Source organism: Actinomadura sp. NBRC 104425 (assembly GCF_030269545.1).
Lineage (GTDB): Bacteria > Actinomycetota > Actinomycetes > Streptosporangiales > Streptosporangiaceae > Spirillospora > Spirillospora keratinilytica.
In genome coordinates this window covers 1-643 of sequence record NZ_BSTN01000101.1, presented here as the reverse complement: position 1 = coordinate 643, position 643 = coordinate 1, and the positions used below count along the sequence as shown (strand labels likewise).

Sequence of the window (643 nt, the reverse complement as noted above, 5' to 3'; positions counted from 1 at the left end):
GCGCGCCGAGGCCGGCATCCGCCCATGACTTCAGCGAGTACCGCCGCGGCGGGGACGCTGTGAAGGCGGCTGCCCCTGGTGGCCGGTGCACACGACAAGGGGCCGGTGGCGCCGTCATCGACGCCACCGGCCCCTTCGGCCGCGCACCTTCTCGGGGCCGGCCGGTACCGGGCGGTCACTTCAGGATCGGGAAGCGGCGCACCAGGGCGGTGTTGCTCCACCACCGGCCGAGGCCGAGCGTGTCGCCCGCGCGGACCAGCGCGAGACCGACCAGCAAGACCGCGTAGACCAGGTGGTCGTCCATGAAGGGATTGTTCTCGGGCGGCAGCACGGCGCTCCACATCATCACCAGCAGCAGGGCGCCGCCGGCGGCGGCGATGCGCATGCCGATGCCCAGCACCAGGGCGGTGCCGATCCCGGCCAGGCCGATCATGAACAGCCAGTCGGCCCAGGCCAGTCCGGCCATGTCGTGGTAGAGGCCTTCGAACGGGCCGGTGGGCGAGTTCTTCAGGAAGCCCTCGGTGGGGCTGCCGCCCTCGATCCACGCCTTGGCGGCGGGGGTCTCGTGGCCGAGGCCGAAAAGCTTGTCGAGGAACGCCCAGGCGAACACCCAGCCCAGCGCCAGCCGGGCGACCGCCCACAC

The 643-nt window shown here is 72.5% G+C and carries 1 protein-coding gene; it reads right to left on the bottom strand.

Annotated features, from left to right (window positions below; all coding sequences use genetic code 11):
* Window positions 1-175: 175 nt before the first annotated feature.
* On the bottom strand, window positions 176-643 hold a 468-nt coding region (locus QSK22_RS33295; protein ID WP_285498481.1), incomplete at its 5' end, for a DoxX family membrane protein.